The organism is Streptomyces sp. AK010 (genome assembly GCF_014207295.1).
Lineage (GTDB): Bacteria > Actinomycetota > Actinomycetes > Streptomycetales > Streptomycetaceae > Streptomyces > Streptomyces massasporeus.
Window position 1 is genome coordinate 40,136 of record NZ_JACHCX010000021.1, and the last position, 20,880, is coordinate 61,015.

At 72.6% G+C, this 20,880-nt stretch carries 16 protein-coding genes; 7 read left to right on the plus strand and 9 right to left on the minus strand.

The genetic code is table 11. The features are described from left to right. Nucleotides 1-5: 5 nt before the first annotated feature. From HDC93_RS31185 to HDC93_RS31205, 5 genes are all read right to left on the minus strand, one after another. Nucleotides 6-899 carry a carbohydrate ABC transporter permease gene (locus HDC93_RS31185; protein WP_185014185.1) on the minus strand — a complete coding sequence of 298 codons (894 nt, stop codon included), beginning with the start codon at nucleotides 897-899 and terminating at the stop codon, nucleotides 6-8. Continuing rightward, a complete protein-coding gene (locus tag HDC93_RS31190) occupies nucleotides 896-1,840 on the minus strand; it encodes a carbohydrate ABC transporter permease (RefSeq protein WP_185014186.1) in 945 nt (314 codons plus the stop codon). The genes HDC93_RS31185 and HDC93_RS31190 overlap by 4 nt, the downstream gene beginning before the upstream one ends. A 3-nt stretch (nucleotides 1,841-1,843) precedes the next feature. Beyond that, complete coding sequence (locus HDC93_RS31195) at nucleotides 1,844-3,181, minus strand: ABC transporter substrate-binding protein (protein ID WP_185014187.1); 1,338 nt, start codon at nucleotides 3,179-3,181, stop codon at nucleotides 1,844-1,846. Nucleotides 3,182-3,300: 119 nt separating this feature from the next. Beyond that, nucleotides 3,301-4,512: an ROK family transcriptional regulator gene (locus HDC93_RS31200; RefSeq protein WP_185014188.1), complete on the minus strand. Its 1,212-nt coding sequence runs from the start codon at nucleotides 4,510-4,512 to the stop codon at nucleotides 3,301-3,303. Between the two features lie 1,055 nt (nucleotides 4,513-5,567). Further along, entirely contained in the window at nucleotides 5,568-6,671 is a 1,104-nt protein-coding gene (locus tag HDC93_RS31205) for a mechanosensitive ion channel family protein (protein WP_260419861.1), read from the minus strand. A 319-nt stretch (nucleotides 6,672-6,990) separates the two neighbouring features. On the opposite strand from HDC93_RS31205, the gene HDC93_RS31210 reads away from it, so the two are divergent. Then, nucleotides 6,991-7,527 (plus strand): HNH endonuclease, encoded by a 537-nt coding sequence (locus HDC93_RS31210; protein WP_031110731.1) that lies wholly within the window; start codon nucleotides 6,991-6,993, stop codon nucleotides 7,525-7,527. Between the two features lie 539 nt (nucleotides 7,528-8,066). Here the strand turns inward: HDC93_RS31210 and HDC93_RS31215 are convergent. After that, the gene (locus tag HDC93_RS31215) at nucleotides 8,067-10,931 is read right to left on the minus strand and encodes a beta-N-acetylglucosaminidase domain-containing protein (RefSeq protein ID WP_185014189.1); all 2,865 of its coding nucleotides are present in this window, start codon (nucleotides 10,929-10,931) and stop codon (nucleotides 8,067-8,069) included. A gap of 223 nt (nucleotides 10,932-11,154) precedes the next feature. Here HDC93_RS31215 and HDC93_RS31220 point away from each other — a divergent pair, with 223 nt between their 5' ends. The 3 genes from HDC93_RS31220 to HDC93_RS31230 all read left to right on the plus strand — a co-directional run bounded on the left by HDC93_RS31220 (nucleotide 11,155) and on the right by HDC93_RS31230 (nucleotide 13,848). Beyond that, a complete protein-coding gene (locus HDC93_RS31220; RefSeq protein WP_185014190.1) occupies nucleotides 11,155-11,412 on the plus strand; it encodes a hypothetical protein in 258 nt (85 codons plus the stop codon). Then, entirely contained in the window at nucleotides 11,413-13,497 is a 2,085-nt protein-coding gene (gene malQ, locus HDC93_RS31225) for a 4-alpha-glucanotransferase (RefSeq protein ID WP_185014191.1), read from the plus strand. A 63-nt stretch (nucleotides 13,498-13,560) separates the two neighbouring features. Beyond that, a complete protein-coding gene (locus tag HDC93_RS31230) occupies nucleotides 13,561-13,848 on the plus strand; it encodes a hypothetical protein (protein WP_185014192.1) in 288 nt (95 codons plus the stop codon). Nucleotides 13,849-13,993: 145 nt separating this feature from the next. Here HDC93_RS31230 and HDC93_RS31235 read toward each other — a convergent pair whose 3' ends face one another. After that, complete coding sequence (locus HDC93_RS31235) at nucleotides 13,994-14,506, minus strand: MarR family winged helix-turn-helix transcriptional regulator (RefSeq protein ID WP_185014193.1); 513 nt, start codon at nucleotides 14,504-14,506, stop codon at nucleotides 13,994-13,996. Nucleotides 14,507-14,612: 106 nt separating this feature from the next. Here HDC93_RS31235 and HDC93_RS31240 point away from each other — a divergent pair, with 106 nt between their 5' ends. Next, nucleotides 14,613-15,548 carry an EamA family transporter gene (locus tag HDC93_RS31240; RefSeq protein ID WP_185014194.1) on the plus strand — a complete coding sequence of 312 codons (936 nt, stop codon included), beginning with the start codon at nucleotides 14,613-14,615 and terminating at the stop codon, nucleotides 15,546-15,548. A gap of 90 nt (nucleotides 15,549-15,638) precedes the next feature. Here HDC93_RS31240 and pepN read toward each other — a convergent pair whose 3' ends face one another. Beyond that, nucleotides 15,639-18,221, minus strand: coding sequence for an aminopeptidase N (gene pepN, locus HDC93_RS31245; RefSeq protein WP_185014195.1), 2,583 nt, complete (start codon nucleotides 18,219-18,221; stop codon nucleotides 15,639-15,641). Between the two features lie 241 nt (nucleotides 18,222-18,462). Here pepN and HDC93_RS31250 point away from each other — a divergent pair, with 241 nt between their 5' ends. Further along, nucleotides 18,463-18,945 carry a DUF1203 domain-containing protein gene (locus HDC93_RS31250; protein ID WP_185014196.1) on the plus strand — a complete coding sequence of 161 codons (483 nt, stop codon included), beginning with the start codon at nucleotides 18,463-18,465 and terminating at the stop codon, nucleotides 18,943-18,945. Between the two features lie 12 nt (nucleotides 18,946-18,957). Here the strand turns inward: HDC93_RS31250 and HDC93_RS31255 are convergent, their stop codons facing one another. Next, nucleotides 18,958-19,974, minus strand: a complete 1,017-nt coding sequence (locus HDC93_RS31255) for an aspartate-semialdehyde dehydrogenase (protein ID WP_185014197.1) — start codon at nucleotides 19,972-19,974, stop codon at nucleotides 18,958-18,960. Between the two features lie 348 nt (nucleotides 19,975-20,322). Here HDC93_RS31255 and HDC93_RS31260 point away from each other — a divergent pair, with 348 nt between their 5' ends. Then, on the plus strand, nucleotides 20,323-20,880 hold the full coding sequence (locus tag HDC93_RS31260; RefSeq protein WP_185014249.1) for a sigma-70 family RNA polymerase sigma factor: 558 nt from the start codon (nucleotides 20,323-20,325) through the stop codon (nucleotides 20,878-20,880).

Here is a 20,880-nt window from a genome sequence, read left to right on the forward strand (position 1 = left end):
TCTGCTTAACCCTTTACTCCGGTGAGCGTGACACCCTCAACGAACGCCTTCTGCGCGAAGAAGAACACGAGGATCACGGGGGCCATGACCAGCACGGTGGCGGCCATGGTGAGGTTCCAGTCGGTGTGGTGGGCGCCCTTGAACGACTCCAGGCCGTAGGAGAGCGTCCAGGCGCCCGGGTTCTCCGAGGCGTAGATCTGGGGGCCGAAGTAGTCGTTCCACGCGTAGAAGAACTGGAAGAGGGCCACTGCGGCTATGCCCGGTCTGGCCATGGGCAGAACGACCTTCAGCAGCGTGCGCAGGTCGCCGCAGCCGTCCACCTTGGCCGCGTCCACGTACTCGTCGGGGATGGTCGTCAGGAACTGGCGCAGCAGGAAGATCGAGAACGCGTCGCCGAACGCCATGGGGATGATCAGCGGCCAGAGCGAGCCGGACAGGTCCAGCTGCTTCGCCCAGAACAGGTACATCGGGATGATGATCACCTGCGGCGGCAGCATCATCATCGAGATGACCAGCATCAGGGCCAGGTTGCGGCCGCGGAAGCGGAACTTGGCCAGGGCGTAGGCCACGGGGATCGAGGAGACGACCGTGAGGACGGTGCCCAGGCCCGCGTAGATCAGGGTGTTCTTCCACCAGGTGAGGAAGCCGGGGGTGCCGAACACCTTGGCGTAGTTGCCCCACTCCCAGGTGTGCGGGATCAGGTCGCGGCTGAGCGCCTGGCTGTCACTCATGAGGGAGGTGAGGAAGACGAAGACGAACGGGAGCGTGAAGAAGAGGGCCGCCGCGATGCCGAGGGAGTGGATCGCGATCCACTCCAGCAGGGCCCTGCGGTGGGCCGTGCGTTCCGCCGGCGACGGGGGCGTCTTCAGCTCCAGGGGCTTGTCGAGCACCTGCGTCATCGTTCACCTGCCTGGATCAGGCCGCCCCGGCGGCGCATCAGGAGGGCCGTGAAGGCCATGGAGAGGGCGAAGAGGACCAGGGCGACCACACAGGCCGAGCCGTAGTCGAAGCGCTGGAAGCCCAGGTTGTAGACGAGTTGGGGCAGGGTGAGGGTCGACTTGTCGGGGTAGCCGGGCTCGAACTGCGTTCCCGCGCCCTGGATCACGCCCGACGCGACCTTCCCGGCGATCAGCGGCTGTGTGTAGTACTGCATCGTCTGGATCACGCCCGTGACGACCGCGAACATGACGATCGGCGAGATGTTCGGCAGCGTCACGTAGCGGAAGCGCTGCCAGGGCGTCGCGCCGTCCAGTTCGGCCGCCTCGTACTGCTCCTTCGGCACGTCGAGCAGGGCGGCCATGAAGATGACCATCAGGTCGCCGATGCCCCACAGGGCCAGCAGGGTGAGGGCCGGCTTGGACCAGGCGGGGTCGTTGAACCAGCCGGGAGCGGGCAGCCCGATCTTCTCCAGCAGGGAGTTGACCGGGCCGGTGCCGGGGTTGAGGAGGAACGCGAAGGCCATCGTGGCCGCCACGGGCGGGGCCAGGTAGGGCAGGTAGAAGAGGGTGCGGAAGACACCCGTGGCCGTCTTGACCTTGGTGATCAGCAGGCCCACGCCCAGGCCGAAGGCGACCCGGAGCGTGACCATGATGACGACCAGCCACAGGGTGTTGCGCAGGGCGGGCCAGAAGAGGGGGTAGTGCTCGAAGACGTACACCCAGTTCTTCGTGCCGCTCCATGTGGGCGGCTTGAAGCCGTCGTAGCGCATGAAGGAGAAGTAGACGGTGGAGATCAGGGGGTAGGCGAAGAAGACCGTGAAGCCGATCAGCCAGGGGGAGAGGAAGGCGAGGGTGCGCAGGGTCGAGCGGCGGTGCTTCGCCCGCAACGTAGAGGTACTCATGGCCTACTTCGCCTGCGCGATGTCCGTGTCGATCTGCGCGGCCGCCTTCTTCAGTCCGGCCTCGAGGTCGGTCGCCTTGCCGCTTTCGTAGGCGTAGCCGAACTCCTGGACGGTGGTGAGGTAGACGCCGCCGTTGATCGAGGCGGGGGCGGTGGTGGAGTCAGGGTTCGCGGCGATCTCCAGGAACGTCTTGAAGCGCGGGTCGTACGTCAGCTTCGGGGACTTCAGGGCCGCGAGCGTCGAGGGCACGTTGTGGATGGCGTTGGAGAAGTTCACCACCGCGTCCGTGTCCGTGGTCATGTACTTCACCAGCTCCCAGGCCGCGTTCTGCTTCCTGCTCGTCGCGGCGATGCCGGCGATGGTGCCGGTGATGTAGCCCTTGCCGTACTGGTCGGACTGGTCGTCGGGGACGGGCAGCGGGGCGACGCCGATGTCGAACTTCGGCTTGGTGTCCAGGGCCATGCCCAGCCGCCACTCGCCGTCGAGCTGCATGGCGACCTGGCCGGTGTGGAAGGGGTGCTTGGGGCCCCATTCGTCGCCGAGCTTGGAGCGGTAGGTCTCCAGCCTGCGGTAGCCGCCGAGCGTGTCGACGAGCTTCTTCTGCACCGTGAAGGCCTGGGCGAACGCCGGGTCCTTGCCGACGTTCGACTTGCCGTCCTTGTCGAAGTACGTGGGGGAGAACTGGCCGAGGTAGTGCTCGGTGGTGGTCTCCCAGCCGTGGTAGTTCGGCATGAAGCCGAGCTGCTTGTACGAGTCGCCCTGGGGGATCGTCAGCTTCTTCGCGACGCGCTCGAACTCCGACCAGGTCTTCGGCGGGGCGGTGATGCCGGCCTTCTTGAACGCCGTCTTGTTGTAGTAGAGGCCGTAGGCGTCGCCCAGCAGCGGGACCGCGCAACGGTTTCCGTCGAACCGGGTGTACTCGTTCATCGCCTTCGGGAAGGTCTTCTCCGGGTCGACGCCGGACTTCTCGAAGAACGGGTCGAGGTCCACCAGGGCGCCCGAGGAACAGAACTTTCCGACGCTGTTCGTGGTGAACGACGAGATCACGTCCGGGGCCTTGGCGCCGCCGGTGCGCAGGGCCTGGTTCATCTTGTCGTCCGTCATGTTGCCGACGACGTCGACGTGGATGTTGGGGTGCGCCTTCTCGAATCCGGCGACCAGATCCTTGACGGCCTTCACCTCCGACGGCGCGCTCCAGGCGTGCCAGAAGTTGAGGGTCGTCTCCTTGGACGCGTCGTCGCTCGCGCCCGCATCCGACCGGCCGGTGCAGGCCGTGGCGAGGAGGGCGAGGGTGGCGGAGGCGGCGAGCGCGAACGTCGCTTTTCTGGATGTTCCGGGCATGGCAGGGCTCCCTGAGGCACGGGGGGAAGAAGGGAATTTCCGGGGAGGGGGGTGGGGGGTGGGGGTGGCGTGAGTGGTTCGGCCCTGGGTCGGTCCGGTCCGATTCGGTTCGATTCGGTTCAGCGGGAGGTGTCGAAGACCTCGTCGCGGGTGGTCGCGATCGCGCTCTCCAACGCGCCGCGCAGCACGGGGTGTTCACGTACGTCGCCCATGACCAGGCGTGGGCGGGACGCGGCCAGCTCTTCCAGTTCGGCCTGGACGAGGGCGCGCAGCGACTCGCCGCCCGAGGTGAGGGCCGTGCCGCTCAGCACGACGAGCTCGGGGTCGAGGACCGACACCAGGGAGGCCAGACCGGTGGCCAGCCGGGTCGCGTAGGTCCGCAGCAGCTCCCCGTGAGCCCTGTCGCCGGCCTCGGCGGCCCTGGCCACGAGTTGGGCGGCGGACTCGGCGTACGGGCCCGGTGGGACGTCCTCGATGCCGAGCTCACGGGCCAGGCGCGGGACGGCCTGGGAGCCGGCCAGCTCCTGGTAGCCGCCGCTGTTGGCCTTGGTGACCTGGCGGACCAGGGGCGTGCCCGGCACCGGCAGGAAGCCGACCTCGCCGGCGCCGCCGGTCCAGCCGCGGTGCAGCCGGCCGCCGAGCACCAGGGCGGCGCCCAGGCCCTCCTGGTTCCACAGCAGCACGAAGTCCGCGTGGCCCCGGGCCGCGCCGAGACGCTGCTCGGCGAGCGCGACCAGGTTGACGTCGTTCTCGTACTCGAACGGCATCGGCAGGGCCGCGGCGAGCTCGTCCAGCAGGGTGGGGGAGTGCCAGCCCGGGAGGTGGGAGGCGTAGCGCAGCCGGCCGGTGGTGGGGTCGAAGGCGCCGGGGGTGCCGATGACGAGGCGGTGGATGTCGTCCCGGGCGAGACCGGCCGCCTTCACCGCGCCGTCCAGGGCGTCGGTGACCTGCTGGACGACCGGGGTGCCGGTGCGCCTGCCGGGCGTGGGCAGCTCGTGGCGGCCGACCGTGCGGCCGGTGATGTCGGCGACCGCGGCGAGGATCCGCTGGGGGGTGACGTCGAGTCCGGCGGCGTGACCGGCCCCCGGGTTGACCTCGTAGAGCTGGGCGCTGGGACCGGGGCGGCCTTCGGTGGTGCCGGTGGCCAGCACGAGTCCCGCCGCCTCCAGACGGGCCAGGAGCTGCGAGGCGGTCGGCTTGGACAGGCCGGTGAGCTTGCCGATCCGGGTGCGGGACAGCGGTCCGTGCTCCAGCAGCAGGTCCAGGGCGGCCCGGTCGTTCATGGCGCGCAGGACGCGCGGGGTGCCCGGCGTGCCGGCGGTTCCTGCCATGCGTGTCCACACCTGCCCTTCGGCTGCTCAGCTTCTCAGTGATCAGGCGGGGAAGTCCATCGGGCGACCGTTCCCCGGGGCTCCCGGTCACTGTTAGGAAGGTTTCCTATCGATGGGAGGAAGGTAGGCCCGGTGCGGGGTGGGCGTCAATAGGGACGGCCTGCCGTTATCCGGACATGCGGGGGGCGCGGAGGGCGGTGGACCGGTGTGGGCGTGCGCACGACCGGCCGCGGGGCTGGCCTCCGGACGGGCCAGGAGCTTGGAGGAGGGCAGCCGAGCGGGCGGCGGTTGAACGGCCGTGGGCGGCCACGCGGCCGGTGCCGCTGCCGGGCGGTCAGCGGAGCCGCGTGCCGCGACAAGCTCCTGGCTCTCAGCCAAACAGGCTCCGGGTGCCCAGCCGGGCGGGCAACGGCACCGGCGGCGGATCCGCGCACCGGAGACGTGGCTTGGTCGCCAGTCGGGCATGCGGCGGGCGTTTCGGGTGGGGTCGCGGCTGACGTGCAGCCGGAGTGTGGACTGGCCACCGGTCGGACACGCGCCTGGCGCACAGCGCGGCGAGCAGCGTGTGGACTGGCCACCGGTCGGACACGCGCCTGGCGCACAGCGCGGCGGGCAGCGTGTGGACTGGCCACCGGTCGGACACGCGCCAGGCGCACAGCGCGGCGAGCAGCGTGTGGACTGGCCACCGGTCGGACACGCGCCTGGCGCACAGCGCGGCGAGCAGCCGGACACGAGGCCGGGCCGTCAGTCGGACAGCCCCCGGCCGGCAGTCGTACCGCGCGGCCGGACACGCGCCCGGCGCGCAGCTGGGCGGGAGGCGGAACCCGCGCAACGGAACCGCACACCGGGCCGCGCGGCCTGGCTCCCAGTCGAACCGCGCAGCCGGACACGCGCCCGGCGCGCAGCCCGGCCGGTGGCGGACCTCGCGGTCTGACGCCCGGCCGGGCCGCCCGTTGTACACGCGCCCGGCGTTCGCCGAACCCGTGCTGGTGGACACGCAAAGAGGGCGGCTGCCCGGCAGGACCGGGTGGCCGCCCTCTTTGCGAGGTGCGGGGCTACTTCGTGGTGCTCGTCGGTGCGGGCGGAGCGAGCGGGGACGCCGCCGCCGATTGCGGGGACGCGGCGTTCGCGTACACCGACGGGGCCGCCATCCCCGCCGTCGGGTCCGCGGGCTGCTCCTCCGGCGTGGCCGTGGCGCCGCCGACGATCCGGATGTCCGCCGCGTCGAAGGCCCGCTTCACACGCCAGCGCAGTTCGCGTTCCACCGTCAGGGACTTGCCGGGCATGGTCTTGGCCGTGACGCGCACGACCATCGAGTCCAGCAGCACGCTGTCCAGGCCGAGGACCTCGATCGGGCCCCACAGCAGCTCGTTCCAGGGCTCCTCGGCGCTCATCTTCTCGGCGACCTCGTCCAGGGTGGCCTTCACCTTGTCCAGGTCCTCGCCGGCGTGGACGGTGACGTCGACGTTGGCCGTGGCCCAGCCCTGGGAGAGGTTGCCGATGCGCTTGACCTCGCCGTTGCGGACGTACCAGATCTCACCGCCGTCGCCGCGCAGCTTGGTCACGCGCAGGCCCACCTCGATCACCTCGCCGGAGGCGACGCCCGCATCGATCGTGTCGCCGACGCCGTACTGGTCCTCCAGGATCATGAAGACGCCGGACAGGAAGTCCGTGACGAGGTTGCGGGCACCGAAGCCGATCGCCACACCGGCGACACCGGCCGAAGCCAGCAGCGGGGCGAGGTTGATCTGGAACGTGCCCAGGATCATCAGCGCGGCGGTGCCGATGATCAGGAACGACGCCACCGACCGCAGCACCGAACCGATGGCCTGCGAGCGCTGCCGACGGCGCTCGACGTTGACGAGGAGTCCGCCCAGCGCGCTGCCGTCCACGGACTGGACGCTCCGGTTCATGCGGTCTATCAGCTTGGTGATCGCCCGCCGTACGAAGACCCTCAGCACCGCGGCTATCACCACGATGAGCAGTACCCTGAGCCCGATCGCGAGCCACGTCGACCAGTTCTGCTCGACCCAGCCGGCGGCGTTCGTCGCGCTCTCCTGAGCGTCCTGGAGCGACGGCACTCTCGGGGACTGGGTCTCCGACGGGGTCGGCGACGATGACGGGTCGGCGGCCGACAGGACGGAGTCCGCGAGGGACAGGAACACGGCAGGTACCTCCAGGTGCAGCGGTCTGCCCCGGCGCGGTGGTTCTGGGGGGTCAAGGTCACGGCTGGGTCACCGAAGGGGCAGAACCACCACACTAACGGGGCATTGTGTGTGCGCTTGCCGGATGTGTGAAGGAGAGACCGTGCTCACCTGGGCTTGAACGGGCCATGATCTGGGGGATGAATGGGATGTGGTCGAAAACACTCCCAGCCCGTTACGGGGACATGGTGGCGCTTCCACCAGGCATGAGGGGAGACTGGCTACGAATCGTCCCGGCGCGAGCCACGCGCCGCCGGCGTCCAAGGAGGCATCCGTGCCGCATGTCCTGGTCCTCAACGCGTCGTACGAGCCGCTAGGCGTCGTACCGCTCCGCCGCGCGCTCGTCCTCGTCCTTGAGAACAAGGCAGTCTGCCTAGAGGAGTCCGGCGCCTATCTGCACAGCGCGACCGTCACAGTCCCCGCACCCAGCGTGGTCCGGCTCAAGCGATTCGTCCGGGTTCCCTATCGGGGGCCCGTTCCACTGACCCGCCGGGCGCTGTTCGCCCGCGACGGGGGCCGGTGCATGTACTGCGGTGGCGTCGCAACCAGCGTCGACCACGTCATCCCGCGCAGCCGCGGGGGCAAGCACGTCTGGGACAACGTGGTGGCGTCCTGCCGCCGCTGCAACCACGTGAAGGCGGATCGGCACCTCTTCGAGATCGGCTGGCGGCTGCGCCACAAACCCGCCCCGCCGTCCGGCCTGGCCTGGCGCATCATCGGGACCGGCCATAGGGATCCGCGCTGGCTGCCGTACTTGCAGCCGTTCGGCGCGGAGGACGCCATGGCCCGGATCGACGGCATTTCCGCCTGACGACGATCCGGGCCTTCGTATTGCCGCGATACCGCCGCCCGGCGGCGGTATCGCCCTGCGCCCGCACAGGCCTCCGGCTCGGGGATCCCCCTGCGCCTGCCCGCACAGGCCACCGGCCCGGGAATCCCCCTGCGCCTGCTCGCATGGGCCTCCGGCTCGGGAATCCCCCTGCGCCTGCTCGCATGGGCCTCCGGCTCGGGGATCCCCCTGCGCCTGCCCGCACAGGCCACCGGCCCGGGAATCCCCCTGCGCCTGCTCGCATGGGCCTCCGGCCCGGGGATCCCCCTGCGCCTGCTCGCACGGGCCTCCGGCTCGGGAAACCCCTGCGCCTGCCCGCACGGGCCTCCGGCCCGGGAAACCCCCTGCGCCTGCCCGCACAGGCCACGGGCCACGGGGGCCACGGGCCACGGGCCACGGACCACCGACCCCGGGAGGCCCCTGTGCCCGCCCGCCCGCAACCCGACACCCGACACCCGAGGGTGGGACCGGACGCAAGCGCAGCACCACAGCCAGTGGCGCCCGCTGTGCAAGCACGCGCTTTAGCGACGGGTCGTTGACTCCGAGACGGCGTACGCCTGGGCCGACCACAGCGAATAGCCGTACGTCGTCGCCCGCTTGTCGCCCTGGACGCGCACGAACCGCACGTCCCGTTCGTCCATGGGGACGTTCTCCCGGCCGCCCCGGCTGTCCCGGACGGCGGCGGCGGTGCGCCAGCGGCGGCCGTCCGGGGAGACCTGGACGCGGTAGGACGAGGGGTGCGCGTCCTGCCAGTGCAGCGCGACCCGGCCGAGCCGCGCCGGCCGGGCCAGCTCCACCTGCCACCAGGCGCCGTCGTCGACCGGGGACGACCAGCGGGTCTCCGGGTCCCCGTCGTTCGCCGCCGACGCGGGGAACTCGGGCGTCTCGTCGCCCGAGGAGCGGGCGGTGCCGGTGCGGGCCAGGTCGGGGCCGCCGGTGGGCGGGACGGCCCGGACGGTGAGCGTGCGGTCCGATCCCGCGAACCCCAGCCGGACGTCGTGCGACCGCATCGGGGCGCCGCGCTCCACGGTCACCTCGACCGGGACCTCCACCGTCGTGCCGCGCCGTACGGTCAGCTCGCCCTCAGGCACCCGGACGCGGACGCCCTCGGGCGCCTCGACGGTCAGCCTGCCGCGGGCGTCGGCGGGGCGCAGCGATCCGAGGCGGGCGGTCAGCCGCTCGGTGCGGCCGGTCTCGACGTCCGCCCGGTCGCGGGGCAGGCCGAGGGAGACGGCGGGCGAGTCGGTGAACCAGGGGATGAGGTGGTGGACGCGGGAGGGTGCCGGGCCGGTGACCCTCAGGGCGTCGGCGCGGGTGCCGAGCCGGACCTCGGTCGCCCCGGACCGGTCCAGCCGGCCCGCCTCGCGCCAGCCCTGCCCGGGCACGTGCACCTCGACGCCGCCCCCGGTGCCCGGCTCGGTCAGGGCGGTCACGGCGGTGAGCGTCCGGGGCCGCGGGAGGCGCAGGGTGCGGCCGTCGCCGGGGTTGCGGAGCGGCTCGTGGTGGATGCCCGACCAGGCGGCGTACGACTTCTGCGCCCGCTGCAGGAAGGGGTCCAGCACGTCCGTCCCGACCTCCACGGGTGCCGACTCCAGCCGGGCCCGCAGCGCGCCGAGCCTGCGGTACGCCGTCCAGGCCGCCGCCGCCGCGTCCCCGGCGCGCTGCGCGTCCAGCATGCCGAGTGCGGCCGTGCCCGCCTCGCCGTAGGCCGCCAGCTGTTGCGACCAGGGGGCGACCTCGGAGCCGAGTCCCGTTCCGGACAGGCGCCGGGGCAGCTCGCGCAGCACGGTGAAGGCCTCGCGCAGCCGCCGCTCGGCGTCCCCGTCGGTGCCCGCCGTGCGGGATGCCCAGTACGCCTCGGTCAGCGGACGCAGATACGCCGACTCCTCGTCGTCCAGGACCGAGGAGGCGTCGTTGCCGGCCAGTGCGGCCAGGGCCTGCTCGCGGCTCCGGTCCCCGCCCGCAAGGTCGGCGATCGCGGCCCGCCAGGACTCCCCGGGCCGGTAGGCGCGCGGGTTCCAGGCGTAGTCGGCGGTGGTGAACAGGGGGATGCGGGACGCCTCCGGCTGTTGCATCGCGTTGGCCAGCAGGGCGGCCGAGCCGGTCGCGACGGCCGGATCACGGCCCTGGTACGGGCCGAGGAAGATGCGGCCGGGGTCGTAGTCGTTGACCGGGTAGTTGTCCATCGTGACCAGCGGATGTCCGAACGCCTCGCGCGCGTCGGCCAGTTCGCCGCCCGTGATGGTGCGCGGCACCACCCCGACGCCCGTCCAGGCCACCTCGACACCCTCGGCCAGCTCGCTCGCCAGCGCCCGCCGGTAGTCGGTCGTGCCGTCCTCGTAGTACTCGGTCGGCATCAGGGACAGACCGGCGGCGCCGGGGTGCCGCGCCGCCAGGTGCCGGGCCACCGCGTTCGCGACCCGGGCCTGGGCCCGCGCCGCCGCCTCGGGGCCGGAGCCGAACCGGTCGGCGTCCGCCCCGCAGTGCCACTCGCTGTAGCTGACGTCCTGGAACTGGAGCTGGAACGCCCGGAAACCCAGCGCCCACATCGCGTCCAGCTTGCGCGTCAGCGCCCGCATGTCGTCGTCCGACGCGAAGCACATCGCCTGGCCCGGGGCCACCGCCCAGCCGAGCGAGACGTGGTTGCTCCGCGCCCGCTCGGCCAGCTCCCGGAACCGGGCCCGGGCCTGCGCCGGGTAGGGCTCACGCCAGCGGGCCTGCCGGTAGAGGTCGTCGCCGGGGGCGTACAGGTAGCGGTTCTGCTTGGTGCGCCCCATGAAGTCCAGCTGCGCCAGCCGCTGCCGGTGCGTCCAGGCGGTGCCGTAGAAGCCCTCGGTGATGCCGCGTACGGCGGTGCCGGGCCAGTCGCGGACGACGGCCGACGCGATCGTGCCGTCGGGGCGCAGGAGCTGCCGCAGCGTCTGCACGGCGTGGAAGAGGCCGTCCTCGCCGGTGCCGGTGAGCAAGACGCCGCCCGCGCCCACGGACAGCTCGTATCCCCCGGCGGGCAGGGCGCGACGGTCGTCCCGGCGGACCGGCTCCGTCCGCGCACGCACGACCAGGGCGCCCGGTCCGGCCGTTTCCGTGATCCGGCGGGCCCCGGCCTGCCGCAGCAGCTCGCGCAGGGCGTCGACGGAGTGGGGGTCCGCCTGCTCGTCGGTGATCAGGGCGACCTCGTCGGGCACGGCGACCGGGGCGCCGTTCGCGCGCAGCGACTGGGGGCGTGGCCAGACGGAGAAGTCCGTTCCGGCGCTGTCGGGGGTCGGGGTCGTCGCGGTCGTGCCGGGTGGAGACGGAGCCGCCATCGCGGCGGGCGGGGCCGCGAGGCTCCCGGCGACGACGGCGACCGCGAGGGCCGCGGCCCGCTTCCCACGCCGCAGTCCCACAGGCCCCTCCAGATGCGTCCGACCGGCACGACGAGCCCACCACCCGCCCGGTGGACGTGTCAACGAGAGTGGTCGTTGTAGGCGAAATGCCGGAATCTGGAGTTTGTGGAGGGGAGTGGAATGTGAGCAGAAGCACGATGTTGGGCCCGGGGCGTCTGCCTTCGCGTCGACTGGGTAGGGCTGCCATGACCCGTTGAAAGCCGTACCCGACAAGGAGGCCCCCGTGGCTGCGATGACTTTCCTTCCGCTCCCGGCCCCGTCCAAACCCGTGGCGGACCAGTCCGCCGACCTCGACGACCCGCACCATGCCGACCCCCGCTACTGCGTCTTCAGCTCCGAGAGCACCCACACCGAACTGCCGCTGACCAGCGAGCCCCCGCTGCCCGACGCCGAGCCCCTCACCAGTGAGCCGCCGCTCGCCGAAGCCGCTCCCCTGACCAGCGAGCCCCCGGCCTTCGTCCCGGACTACTCGAGGATGTAGATGACCGCACCCCGGCCGGCCGACCCGCCCTCCGAGGACCTGTCCCGCCTCGCCGTCCTGCACGGCGTCGCCACGTCCTACAGTCCGTCCCCGGACCGCTCGGTCACGGCCTCGGCCACCGCGGTCACCCTGACCCTGGCCGCCCTCGGCGTGGACGCGAGCACGCCCGGCGCAGTCCGCGCCGCGCTCGCGGCCCGCGAGCGGGAACTGGGCGAACGGCTGCTGCCCCCGACCGTCGTCGGCTGGGGCGGCAGCCCCCCGGCCGCCGTGGCCGCGCTCCCCGAGGGGACCCGGCTGCGGATCGACACCGAGCAGGGCGAGAGCCGCACCGAGGCCGACGGCCTCCCGCCCGGCGTGCACCGGCTGACCGCCACCACCTCCGACGGCCGCACCGCCACCGCCCACCTGATCGTCGCCCCGCCCCGCCTGCCCACCCCCGCGGGACGCTCCCACGGGCTCCTCGTCCAGCTCTACTCCCTGCTGTCCCGCCGCTCCTGGGGCATGGGCGACCTCGGTGACCTCGCCGAGCTGGCCGGCTGGGCCGGGCGGTCGCTCGGCGCCGGGTTCGTCCAGGTCAACCCGCTGCACGCCGCCGTGCCCGGAGCCCCTACCGACCCTTCCCCGTACCGCCCCTCCTCGCGCCGCTTCCCCGACCCCGTGCACCTGCGCGTCGAGGACATCCCCGAGGCCGCGTACCTCGACGACCCCGAACGCCTGCGCGCCCTGCTGGAGAGAGCGGGCCGACTGCGCGAAGCGGTGCTGCACAAGGGCGCGTTGATCGACCGGGACGCCGTGTGGGAGCTCAAGCGGGAGGCGCTGGAGCTGCTCGGTGAGGCCCCCCTCGGCCCCGGCCGGCGCGCCGCCTACTGCGACTTCCTCGCCGAGCAGGGCCGGGCCCTGGAGGACCACGCCACCTGGTGCGCCCTCGCCGAGGTGCACGGCTCGGACTGGCACCGCTGGCCGACCGGCCTGCGCGACCCGCGGTCGGCCGAGACGACCCGGGCCCGCAACGGCCTCATGGACCGGGTCGACTTCTGGTCCCGGCTCGCCTGGCTCACCGACACCCAGCTGACCGCCGCGCAGCGCGCCGGGCTCGAGGCCGGGATGTCCGTCGGGATCGTGCACGACCTCGCGGTCGGCGTGCACCCCGGCGGCGCCGACGCCTGGGCGCAGCAGGAGCACTTCGCCGCCGGCATGTCGGTCGGCGCCCCGCCGGACGCCTTCAACGCCCGCGGCCAGGACTGGGGCCTGCCGCCCTGGCGCCCCGACCGCCTCGCCGAGTCCGGCTACGCCCCCTTCCGCGACCTGCTGCGCGCCCTGTTCCGCTACGCGGGAGCCCTGCGCATCGACCACGTCATGGGCCTGTTCCGCCTCTGGTGGGTTCCGCAGGGCCACCCGCCCACCGAGGGCACCTACGTCCGCTACGACGCCGAGGCCATGCTCGCCGTCCTCGTCCTGGAGGCCTCCCGGGCCGGGGCGCTGGTCATCGGCGAGGACCTCGGCACCGTGGAGCCCGGCGTGCGCGAGGCGCTGCGCGAGCGCGGGGTGCTGGGCACGTCCGTGCTGTGGTTCGAACGCGACTGGGAGGGCGACGGCCGCCCCCTGCCCCCCGACGGCTGGCGCGCCGACTGCCTGGCCACCGCCACCACCCACGACCTGCCCTCCACCGCCGCCCGCCTCACCGGCGAGCACGTCGAGCTCCGCGACAGCCTGGGCCTGCTGACCCGGCCCCTGGAGGAGGAGCGCGCCGAGGCCGCCGCCGACGCGGGGGAGTGGCTGTCCCTGCTCTCCCGGCTGGGTCTGCTGCACGGCACGGGCGGCGGCGGTGACCTGTCGTCGGAGGAGGCCCAGATCCAGGCCGTCCACCGCTTCCTGCTGCGCACCCCGGCCCGCATGGTCGGTGTCTGGCTGCCGGACGGCGTCGGCGACCGCCGCCCGCAGAACCTCCCGGGGACGTGGGACCAGTACCCGAACTGGCGCCTGCCGATCGCGGACGCGCAGGGTCGGCCGGTGACCCTGGAGGACCTCGCGGCCTCACCGCGACTGCACGCCCTGATGGAGGTGCTCAGGGAGGGCGGCGCGTGAGGCGGGCGTCCCTTACGGCACCCCGGGCGCGCGCCCCCGGTCGGCGTTGGATATTTTGACACCGTGGACAAGAAGAACGCCCTGCGCGCCGGCGCCCTGGCAGCCGGTACGACGCTGATGATGCTGCTCATGTCGTCCCCCGCGAGCGCGCTCACCCGCGACGACGGTGACGACCCCGGTCAGGGCCTGAGCGTCATCGAGACGCTGGGCCTCTTCGTCGCGGCCCCCCTCGTGCTCTACCTGGTCATCCACGGTCTGGTGACGATCGCGGACAAGACGCACAAGAAGAAGGACCCGACCAGCTCCAACATCACCACCGAGGCCGAGGCGCAGAGCGAAGTCAAGGCCTGACCAGCGTTCCTCGTCGAGGGCGCCGTCGCGATGACCGCGGCGGCGCCCTCGACGTGTCAGGACCCGTCCTGTCCCCGCCGGTCGTGTCAGGACCCGTCCTGTCCCCGCCGGTCGTGTCAGGGCCTGTCCGTCCCCGCCGGTCGTGTCAGGGCCTGTCCGTCCCCGCCAGCAGGTCCCGTAGCAGCTCGGCGAGCTGTCCGGCCCGCTGCGCGCCCAGGGCGGAGAGCGCCTCGGTCTGCACCGCCAGCCCCGCACCGACGGCCTCGTCGACCAGTGCGCGGCCCTCGTCGGTGAGCGTGACGTGCAGCCCGCGCCGGTCGTGCGGATCGGGGGAGCGGCGCAGCAGGCCCGCCCGCTCCAGCTTGTCCAGGCGCCCCGTCATGCCGCCGGTGGTGAGCATCAGCGTCGCGGAGAGCTGCCGGGGGGAGAGCGTGTAGGGCTCGCCGGAGCGGCGCAGGGTCGCCAGGACGTCGAACTCCCCGCGGGAGATCCCGAACTTCGCGTACGCCTGCCCCACCCGTTCGCCGATCGCGTGGGAGAGCCGGTTGATCCGGCCGAAGACCTCCATGGCGGCGGTGTCGAGGTCGGGCCGGACCGTCGCCCACTGGTCGATGATCGCGTCGACGGGGTCCGTGCGCTGCTGCGGGCGTTCGCTCATGGCACGAGTATCGGCCGAGGCTCGGTCACCCGCAAGAAAGTGGCTTGACTGAAAGTTGCTTAGCCGTAAGCTACTTTCTGCTGACCTATTTCGAAGGGTGTCTCCCATGGCCCTCTCCCGCCCGGCCCTCATCACCCTCACCGCCCTCGCGCCCGTCTCCTGGGGCACGACCTACGCGGTCACCACCGAGTTCCTCCCGCCCGACCGCCCCCTGTTCACCGCCCTGGTGCGCGCCCTGCCCGCCGGTCTGCTGCTGCTCGCCCTCGCCCGGGTGCTGCCGCGCGGCGCCTGGTGGTGGAAGGCGGCGGTGCTCGGCGCGCTGAACATCGGCGCCTTCTTCCCGCTGCTGTTCCTCTCCGCGTACCGGCTGCCCGGCGGTCTGGCGGCGGTCGTCGGCTCCGCCGGTCCGCTGTTCGTGGCCGGACTCTCGGCGCCGCTGCTCGGGCAGCGGCCGTCGGCGCGCACGCTGGTGACCGGGGCCGTGGCCGCGTTCGGCGTCAGCCTCGTCGTCCTGCGGGCGGCCGGGGCGCTGGACACGCTGGGCCTGCTGGCGGCCGTGGCCTCCACGGCGTCGATGTCGACCGGCACCGTGCTCACCCAGCGCTGGGGCCGCCCCGAGGGGCTCGGGCCGCTGGCGCTGACCGGCTGGCAGCTCACCGCGGGCGGCCTGCTCATCGCGCCGCTCGCCTTCCTGATCGAGGGCGCCCCGCCGGTGCTGGACGGCCGGGCGGTCGGCGGCTACCTCTACCTCGCCGTCGCGAACACGGCGGTCGCGTACTGGCTGTGGTTCCGCGGCATCGGCCGTATGACCGCCACCCAGGTTACCTTCCTCGGGCCGCTCTCCCCGCTGACCGCCGCCGTCGTCGGCTGGGCGGCGCTCGGGCAGGCGCTGACGCCGGAGCAACTGGTCGGCATGGGGCTGGCGTTCGGGGCGACGGTGGCGGGGCAGTTCGTCACCCGGCCGTCGCGAACCGCCGGCGTCACCGGGAGGAACGTCCACACCGAGGCGACGGACGTGCGGGACGCGGCGCTACGGCGATAGGCGCGGCTGCGCCCGCGGCGGGCGGGGGGCAGACGAAGGGGCGTCCGGCACGGACCGGACGCCCCTTCGGGGTGGTGCAGAGCGCCGGGCTTACTCCCCGGCGGCCGCCGCGTCCGCCCGCTGGGCCCGCAGGGCGCGCTCCACGCCCGCGCGGGACTCCGAGACCAGGCGCCGCAGGGCCGCGGTCGGCTCGGCGGAGGCCAGCCAGGCGTCCGTCCGGTCCAGGGTCTCCTGGGAGACCTGCACGGTCGGGTAGAGGCCGACGGCGATCTGCTGGGCCATCTCGTGGGAGCGGGACTCCCAGATGTCCTTGACCACCTCGAAGTACCGCTCCGCGTACGGGGCGAGCACCTCGCGCTGGTCGGTCTGGACGAAGCCGGCGATGACCGCCTCCTGCACGGCGTTCGGCAGCTTGTCGGACTCGACGACCGACTCCCACGCCTCCGCCTTGGCCTCCGCCGTCGGACGGGCCGCCCGGGCCGTGGTCGCGTGACGCTCACCCGCGGCCGTGCGGTCACGCTCGTACTCGCCCGCGATCTCCGCCTCGTCGAACCGGCCGACCGCGGCGAGCCGCTGCACGAACGCCCACCGCAGCTCCGTGTCGACGGCCAGGCCCTCGATCGTCTGCGAGCCGTCCAGCAGCGCGTCCAGCAGATCGAGCTGCTCCGGCGTGCGGGCCGTCGCCGCGAAGGCGCGCGCCCACGCCAGCTGGTGGTCGCTGCCCGGGGCCGCCGCCCGCAGGTGCGCCAGCGTCGCGTCGGTCCAGCGGGCCAGCAGCGCCTCGCGGGCGGCCGGGTCGGCGTACAGGTCGATCGCCAGCTTCACCTGCCGCTGGAGCGACTGCACCACACCGATGTCCGACTCCCTGCCGATGCCGGACAGCACCAGCGACAGGTAGTCGCGGGCCGCGAGCTCGGCGTCGCGCGTCATGTCCCAGGCCGACGCCCAGCACAGGGCGCGCGGCAGGGAGGACTCGAAGTCGCCGAGGTGCTCCGTGACGAAGGCCAGCGACTGCTCGTCCAGGCGCACCTTCGCGTACGACAGGTCGTCGTCGTTGAGCAGGATCACGGCCGGGCGGTGCTGCCCCACGAGCTGCGGCACGGCCGTCAGCTCGCCGTCCACGTCCAGCTCGACGCGCTCCCGGCGGACCAGCTTGCCGCTCGCCTCGTCGAGGTCGTACAGGCCGACGGCGACCCGGTGCGGGCGCAGCGTCGGCTCGCCCTTGGCGCCGGCCGGCAGGGCCGGGGCCTCCTGGCGGATGGCGAAGGACGTGACGACGCCGTCGGAGTCCGTCTCGATCTCCGGGCGCAGCACGTTGATGCCGGCCGCCTGGAGCCACTTCTGCGACCAGGTCTTCAGGTCGCGGCCGGAGGTCTCCTCCAGCGCGCCCAGCAGGTCCGACAGCCGCGTGTTGCCGAAGGCGTGGCGCTTGAAGTACGCCTGCACGCCCCGGAAGAACTCGTCCATGCCGACGTACGCCACGAGCTGCTTCAGGACGCTGGCGCCCTTGGCGTACGTGATGCCGTCGAAGTTGACGAGGACGTCGTCGAGGTCCCGGATCTCGGCCATGATCGGGTGGGTGGACGGCAGCTGGTCCTGCCGGTACGCCCAGGTCTTCATGGAGTTGGCGAAGGTGGTCCACGCGTGCGGCCACCGGCTCCCCGGCGCGTGCGCCTGGCAGGCGATGGACGTGTACGTGGCGAACGACTCGTTCAGCCACAGGTCGTTCCACCACTCCATGGTCACGAGGTCGCCGAACCACATGTGGGCCAGCTCGTGCAGGATGGTCTCCGCGCGCACCTCGTACGCCGCGTCCGTCACCTTCGAGCGGAACACGTACTGGTCGCGGATGGTCACCGCGCCCGCGTTCTCCATCGCGCCCGCGTTGAACTCCGGCACGAACAGCTGGTCGTACTTCTCGAACGGGTACGCGTAGTCGAACTTCTCCTGGAACCACTCGAAGCCCTGCCGGGTCACCTCGAAGATGGCGTCCGAGTCGAGGTACTCGGCGAGGGAGGGCCGGCAGTAGATGCCGAGCGGGACGGACTGGCCGTCCTTCTCGTACACGCTGTGCACCGAGTGGTACGGGCCGACGATCAGCGCCGTGATGTACGTCGAAATGCGGGGCGTCGGCTCGAAGACCCAGACGTTGTCCTGGGGTTCGGGCGTCGGAGAGTTGGAGATGACCGTCCAGCCCTCGGGCGCCGTCACGGTGAACTGGAAGGTCGCCTTGAGGTCCGGCTGCTCGAAGCTCGCGAACACCCGGCGGGCGTCCGGGACCTCGAACTGGGTGTAGAGGTAGGCCTGGTCGTCGACCGGGTCGACGAACCGGTGCAGGCCCTCGCCGGTGTTGGTGTACGCGCAGTCGGCGACGACCCGGAGGATGTTGCGGCCCCGCAGCAGGCCGGGCAGGGCGATCCGGGAGTCCGCGAAGACCTCGGCCGGGTCGAGGGAGTCCCCGTTCAGGGTCACCTCGTGCACGGCCGGCGCCACCAGGTCGATGAACGACTGCGCGCCGTTGTCGTCCGTCACGTCGAAGCGCACCGTGGTCACGGACCGGTAGGTGCCGCCCTCCTGCGCGCCCGAGAGATCGAGTTCGATCTCGTACGACTCGACGGTGAGCAGCTGCGCCCGCCGCTGCGCCTCTTCGCGGGTCAGGTTTGTGCCAGGCACGCGGTCATCTCCTCGTTATGGGTGGGTTGCGCCATCTTTCCACGGCGGCTCGGCGTCGTGCGACGACCGGGGCGACTCCTAGGGATACCCCTCGGGCAGGGCCCCTTCGCGGGCGGCGGCGCACCGGTGTCCAGCGCTCCCGAGGAGTGCTGCCGGGTTTGTCCGCGGCCGTGCCGATTGAGGAAACGCGACGTCCGGATACCGCCGGTGAGCGGGTCCCGCGCGAGCGAGGCTGATGAGCATGACGACGACCACGTACACCGCACGTTCCATCACCCCGCGCGCCCTGAAGGAACTGCGTACGACGGACGACGCGGGCCGCCGGACCGACGGCTTCACCGACACCGAGGGCGGCAGCCCGTTGCGCTGCTGCCTGCGCCACAGCGAGCCGGGCGAACGCCTCGCCCTGGTCTCGTACGCTCCGCTCCGCCGCTGGGCCGCCGAAACGGGCGCCACTCCCGGCCCCTACGACGAACAGGGCCCGGTCTTCATCCACGCCGACGCGTGCGCGGGCCCGGCCGGCGACATCCTCCCCTTCACCGGCTCCCACCGCACGGTCCGCCGCTACTCGGCCGAGGGACGGATCCTGGGCGGCCGGCTGGTCGGGGAACCGGATGCGTTCCGGCAGGCCCTCCGGGAAGCGTTCGACGACCCGGCCGTGGCACTGGTCCACGTCCGGGCCGTCGAGTACGGCTGCTTCCTCTACGAGGTGCGCAGGGGCTGAGGGGGGCGGGGACTAGCCCTTCAGCTCCGCCGCCACCAGCTCCGCGATCTGGATCGCGTTCAGGGCCGCGCCCTTGCGGAGGTTGTCGTTGGAGACGAAGAGGGCCAGGCCGTTGTCCACCGTCTCGTCGCGGCGGATGCGGCCGACGTAGGACGGGTCCTTGCCAGCGGCCTGGAGGGGGGTGGGGATGTCGGTGACGACGACGCCCGGGGCGTCCGCCAGCAGCTCCGTCGCGCGCTCGGGGCTGATCGGCCGGGCGAAGCGGGCGTTGACCTGGAGGGAGTGGCCGGAGAAGACCGGGACGCGCACGCAGGTACCGGAGACCTTCAGCTCGGGGATCTCCAGGATCTTGCGGGACTCGTTGCGGAGCTTCTGCTCCTCGTCGGTCTCGTTCAGGCCGTCGTCGACGATGTTGCCCGCGAGCGGCAGCACGTTGAAGGCGATGGGGCGCTTGTAGACGCCCGGCTCGGGGAAGTCGACCGCCTCACCGTCGTGGGTGAGCTTCTCGGCGTCGGCGACGACCTTCTGCGTCTGGCCGTGCAGCTCGGCGACGCCCGCGAGACCGGAGCCGGAGACCGCCTGGTACGTGGCGACGACCAGGGCTTCCAGGCCCGCCTCGTCGTGCAGCGGACGCAGGACCGGCATCGCGGCCATGGTCGTGCAGTTCGGGTTCGCGATGATGCCCTTGGGGCGGTCCTTGATCGCGTGCGGGTTGACCTCGGAGACGACCAGGGGCACCTCCGGGTGCTTGCGCCACGCGGAGGAGTTGTCGATCACGACGGCGCCCTGGGAGGCGACCTTCTCGGCCAGCGCCTTGGACGTGGCGCCGCCCGCGGAGAACAGGACGATGTCCAGGCCGGTGTAGTCGGCGGTCGCCGCGTCCTCCACCGTCACGCCCTCCAGCTGCGACCCGGCGGAGCGGGCCGAGGCGAACAGGCGCAGCTCGGTGACCGGGAAGTTCCGCTCCTTGAGGATCCTGCGCATGACCGTGCCCACCTGTCCGGTGGCTCCGACGATTCCGACCCTCACGGTGACTCCCTCTCCTGGCGTCTGTTCACGTACTCATTGCTTGGCCGAGGCTTTTCCATCATGCGGCCGACCACGGCCCGCCTGTCCACTTCTTTCCCCGGTCTGCCCGGAGAGTGGGACGGCCTGTCCCGCTCCATGGTTGCGGACCTGCGGTGTCGACCCCGCTGAGCTGGAGGAATTCGTCCGGCAGGGGTCGTGCGCCGCAAGCTCGCCTGCCCATACCGATCCCGGCCACACGGAAGTGTGATGTACGCCTCTGCCGTCCCGGCGGAACTCGCCGCGCGGTGAGCGAACGTTCCGGGACGTGCCGGCGTCGTAGGAGAAACGACGTGAGGGGGGTGGCTTGTGCTGTTGCGCGGAAGGCCACGGCGCGGCCGGGAGGCGCACGCGGCGACCGGCGACGACCCGGGGGGCGGGGCCGATCCGCTGGACGCGGCACAGGAGCGCCGGGTGCGGGCGGTGCTCGCGCTCGGCGGGGTGCCGCAGGCGGACCTGCCGGACGGGGTGCAGCAGGTCCGCCTGCGGTTGCTGGAGCGGGCCGCCGGCGGCCGGGAGGCGCCGCGGGACGTCTCGGCGTGGGCGGCGGTCGTCGCCTCCAACCTCGCCATGGACTGGCACCGGGCCAAGCGCCGCCAGGAGCGGCTCGGGGAGCGGCTGGCCGCCCTGCGCCAGCCGGCGGAGCATCCCTCCGGCGAGGACAGCAGCGTGCTGTCCGTCGCCGTCGCCCAGGGCCTGGACGAGCTGCCCGACGCCCAGCGGCAGGTCGTCGTCCTGCGCTTCTACGCCGACCTGCCGGTCCGGTCCATCGCCGAGCAGCTCGGCGTCCCGGAGGGCACGGTCAAGAGCCGGCTGCACACGGCCGTACGGGCCCTGCGCGCCCGCCTGCACGAGGACGAGGTGGTGTGA